At 70.1% G+C, this 4,171-nt stretch carries 4 protein-coding genes; 1 reads left to right on the forward strand and 3 read right to left on the reverse strand.

Annotation, left to right across the window (positions count from 1 at the left end; all coding sequences use genetic code 11):
• Positions 1-565, forward strand: a 565-nt coding sequence (locus AC31A1_RS47810; protein ID WP_489659333.1) for a cobalt-precorrin-6A reductase, incomplete at its 5' end; no start/stop codon positions are given.
• On the opposite strand, the gene AC31A1_RS47815 is transcribed toward AC31A1_RS47810, so the two are convergent.
• The 3 genes from AC31A1_RS47815 to cobF all read right to left on the reverse strand — a co-directional run bounded on the left by AC31A1_RS47815 (position 549) and on the right by cobF (position 4,004).
• Entirely contained in the window at positions 549-1,034 is a 486-nt protein-coding gene (locus AC31A1_RS47815) for a hypothetical protein (RefSeq protein ID WP_489659334.1), read from the reverse strand. The genes AC31A1_RS47810 and AC31A1_RS47815 overlap by 17 nt on opposite strands.
• 43 nt (positions 1,035-1,077) lie before the next feature.
• Positions 1,078-3,156 (reverse strand): MDR family MFS transporter, encoded by a 2,079-nt coding sequence (locus tag AC31A1_RS47820; RefSeq protein ID WP_489659335.1) that lies wholly within the window; start codon positions 3,154-3,156, stop codon positions 1,078-1,080.
• A gap of 74 nt (positions 3,157-3,230) precedes the next feature.
• The gene (gene cobF / locus AC31A1_RS47825; RefSeq protein ID WP_489659336.1) at positions 3,231-4,004 is read right to left on the reverse strand and encodes a precorrin-6A synthase (deacetylating); all 774 of its coding nucleotides are present in this window, start codon (positions 4,002-4,004) and stop codon (positions 3,231-3,233) included.
• Positions 4,005-4,171 lie beyond the last annotated feature (167 nt).

Genomic DNA, 4,171 nt, shown 5'->3' on the forward strand with positions numbered 1-4,171 from the left:
GCGAGAGCACCGCGTGGACGCCGTCGTCGACGCCACCCATCCCTTCGCCGAGACGATCACCGCGAACGCGGCGCGGGCCGGTGCGGCGACAGGACGGCCCGTCGTCGTGCTGCGCAGGCTCGGGTGGCGGCCGGGTCCCGGGGACCACTGGCACACGGTCGCTTCCTTGAGCGAGGCAGCCGAAGCACTGCCCGCACTCGGGCGCCGGGTACTGCTCACCACCGGCCGCCTCGGACTCGCCGCCTTCGCCCACCTCGCCCAACTGCACTTCGTCGTACGGTCGGTGGAGCCGCCCGAGTCCCCGATGCCGCCGGACGCCGACGTGCTGCTGGCGCGCGGGCCCTTCACCGTCGCCGACGAGGCGGCGGTGTTGCGTGAGCACCGGATCGACGTGGTCGTGACGAAGGACAGCGGGGGAGCGGCGACCGCGGCGAAACTCACGGCAGCGCGGGAGGCGGGCGTCCCCGTCGTGGTCGTACGACGACCGCCGTTGCCGGACGGGGTGGGCGCGGTCCCCGATGTGGCCGGGGCGCTGGAGCGGCTGGGGCTCAGCCCGGGGCGATGACCGTGGCCCGGAGACGGTCCACCGCGCGCAGCACCTCGTCACGGTTCTTGGCGCTCTTCATCCAGGCCGGGAGCCGGGCGACCAGCGTCATCTTGTGCCCGGTGTCGTACCAGGGCGCGCGTTCGCGCAGGTCGGCGGCGACGAACCGCCTGATCAGGTCCAGGTGTTGGAGGTTGTACGCCCACAACTCCCCATGCCTGGTGTCGGTCCGCAGCCACAAGGCCGGGTACGAACCGGCGCGGGGATGCCGCGAGAAACGGAACGGACGGCTGCCGTCCCGGCACAGGCCGCAGGACCGGCAGACCAGGCGGGAGTGCGGATGTGTCCCGCAGTCGGCGCTCGGTGGGGTGCACGGACGCCGTTCGAAGTGGGCGATCCGCTCGCAGCGCGGGCACCGGACCAGAATCGACGACGTGAAGTCGGCGAGGGTGGCGCGCGGGTCGTGGAAGCGCACGGGCGTCGGGGACATGCCGCGAGTATGGCCACCGTCCCGTTCGCCCCGCACCCGGTTTTCACGGCGCCGAGCTCGACTCCAACTCCGCCGCGCGCTGCGGCAGTCCGGAGGTCAGGTCCTCCACCAGGAGCCGCTTGGCGATGGAGTCGACCGCGGCGCGCAGGTCCGTGCCCGAGGGGCGGCCGATGTCCTGCTGGACCCGGTCCTCCAGCCAGCTGCCCCACGCCTTGCCGATGACCTCGGCCTCGCGTTCGCCGGCCGCGGTGTGGGAGAGGAGGTAGCCGTCGCGGGTCAGATAGCCCTCCTCGACCATGCGGTCGAAGACCGGGAGGAGTACCTCCGGAGGCATGTGGCGGCGGGCGGCGATCAGGCCCAGGCTCGCGTGGCCGACCATCCTGCTGAAGAGTTCGACCTGCATCACGGCCCAGGCACCGGCGACGTCCAGCCGGGTGTCGGACTCCGTGATGATCCGCCGGGCGGTGTCCAGGTCGGTACTGCCGATGACCTTGCCCACGGCCGTTTCGAGGAGCCGTTGCGAGTCCCCGCCGCGCGGTTGCGCGAAGCCCTCGCCCATGTCGGTGGAGCCCTTGCGCGCACTGTCGCGCAGTTCGACCTGCTTGAGGAAGAGGGCCACGACGAAGCCGATCACCGCCACTGGGACCGTCCACCGGAACACCGTCTGGATGGTGTCGGCGTACGCGTTGATGATGGGCGCCGCGGCTGCGTGCGGCAGCTTGTGCAAGCCCTCGGGGCTGGTCGCAGCCTTGGTGATCACGGCCGGGTTCAGCGCACTGGCCTTCGCGGCCGAGGTGATCCCGTCCTTGAGGTTGGGCCCCAGGCTGTTGGCGTAGATCGTGCCGAAGACGGCCGTACCGAACGAACTGCCCAGCGTACGGAAGAAGGTGACGCCGGAGGTCGCGGTGCCGAGGTCGGTGTACTCGACGGTGTTCTGCACGGCGATCGTCAGCACCTGCATGCACAGCCCGATGCCGGTGCCGAGCACGAACATGTACACCGATTCCAGGAACGCGCCGGTACCCGGGCCCATGAGGGACATCAGATACAGCCCGACGCCCATCACCGCGGAGCCGATGATCGGGAAGACGCGGTACTGGCCGGTCTTGCTGACCACGTTGCCGCTGAAGACGGACGCGATCAGCAGCCCGATCACCATGGGCAGCGTCCGCACCCCGGAGACGGTGGCCGAGTCGCCGTCGACGTACTGCAGATAGGTCGGCAGATACGTCAGCGCGCCGAGCATCGCGAAACCGACGATGAAGCTGAGGATCGAGCAGACCGTGAACACCGGGTTGGTGAACAGCCGCATGGGCAGCATGGGTTGTGCCGCCCGGGTCTCCACCCAGCAGAACAGGCCGAGCGCGATCACACCGCCCACGAACAGGCCGATGATGGTCGCCGAACCCCACGCGTACTCGTTGCCGCCCCAACTCGTCGCCAGGATCAGCGAGCTCGCGCCGACCGCGACGAGCGCGATGCCCAGGTAGTCGATGACGGGCCGCACCGCCGACTTGACCACGGGGATCGTGCGGGCCGCCGCGATGACGACGACGATCGCGATGGGCACGTTGACGTAGAACGCCCAGCGCCAGGTGAGGTGGTCGGTGAACAGGCCGCCCAGGAGCGGTCCGATGACCGTGGCCACGCCGAACACCGCGCCGATCGCGCCCTGGTACTTGCCGCGTTCCCGCAGCGGGATGACGTCGGCGATCAGCGCCATCGCCGTCACCATCAGACCGCCGGCGCCGATGCCCTGCACGGCACGCCAGGCGATCAGCAGCGTCATGTTGGTGGACAGACCGCACAGGAACGAGCCCGTGATGAACACGATCGCCGAGACCTGGAAGACGACCTTGCGGCCGAACAGGTCGCCGAACTTGCCGACCAGTACGGTCGCGACGGTCTCCGCGAGCAGATAGGCGGTGACCACCCACGACATGTGCGCGGCACCGCCCAGGTCCGACACGATCGTCGGCAGGGCCGTACCGACGATCGTCTGGTCGAGGGCGGCCAGCAGCATGCCCAGCATGATCGTCACGAAGACGACGTTGCGGCGGCGGGAGTCCAGCACGGGGGGCTGCTGCGCGGAGGGCAGCGCGGTTTCCTCGGCGACTGTCACGAGGTCACTTTCACACCGGTGGGCCCCTCCTGCATACGGGGCGGTCCACTCGGGTGCCACGCCGCCCCTTCCCGCTACTCGTTCTTCGGGTGCCGGCGCAGCAGGTACGTGTCCATGATCCAGCCCTTGCGCTCACGGGCCTCCGCGCGCAGCCGCTCGATGCGCGGGGCGGCCTCGGCTATCGGCCCGGAGGCGAGGATCTCGTCCGGGGTGCCCAGGTAGGCGCCCCAGTAGATGTCGATGTCCTGGTCGGCGTACCGCCGGAACGCCTGGTGCGCGTCCAGCATTACGACCACGTCGTCCACGTCTTCCGGGAACCCCTCGGACAGCCGCCGGCCCGTGGTGATCTGCACCGGCCGCGCGACCCGGTTCAACCCCGTCCGGTGCCGGGCGACGAGCGCCGAGACACTGCTGATGCCGGGCACGACGTCGTACTCGAACTCCACCGACCCCCGCTCCAGGATCTCCTCCAGGATGCCGAGCGTGCTGTCGTACAGCGAAGGATCGCCCCACACCAGGAACGCGCCGCTCTCGTCCTCGCCCAACTCCTCGGCGATGAGCCGCTCATAGATCTCCGCGCGGGCACTGCGCCAGTCCCCGACCGCCGGCGAGTACGCGGCACCCCCCGCCTTCCGGTCCCGCTCCGGGTCCCGCGCCTCGACCAGGCGGTACGTCCCCTCCGGCAGGTGCGCGTCGAGCATGTCCCGGCGGAGCCGGGTGAGGTCCGACTTCACCTCGCCCTTGTCGAGAATGAAGAACACGTCCGTGCTCCGCAGCACTCTGACCGCCTGCAGGGTCAGCTGCTCGGGGTCGCCCGCGCCGATACCGATGACATGAATCTTTCGCACACCCCCGAGTCTGCCCCACGCCACTGACAGTCCGTACACCGCACCGGCACGCACGGATACAGAGCGGATCAATCAGGGGCGAATCAAACACCGCCTCGGCTACGACGTCCCGCGCAGCCGAGGCGCCCGCGCCCCCGCGTCGACACTCCCGCCGCCCCGCTCCACAT

This window comes from Streptomyces sp. P5F9 (assembly GCF_057961495.1).

What these genes read in the sequence shown, in the direction of transcription:
- AC31A1_RS47815 (WP_489659334.1), bottom strand. Translation starts at nt 1,034, where the DNA reads ATGTCCCCGACGCCCGTGCGCTTCCACGACCCGCGCGCCACCCTCGCC.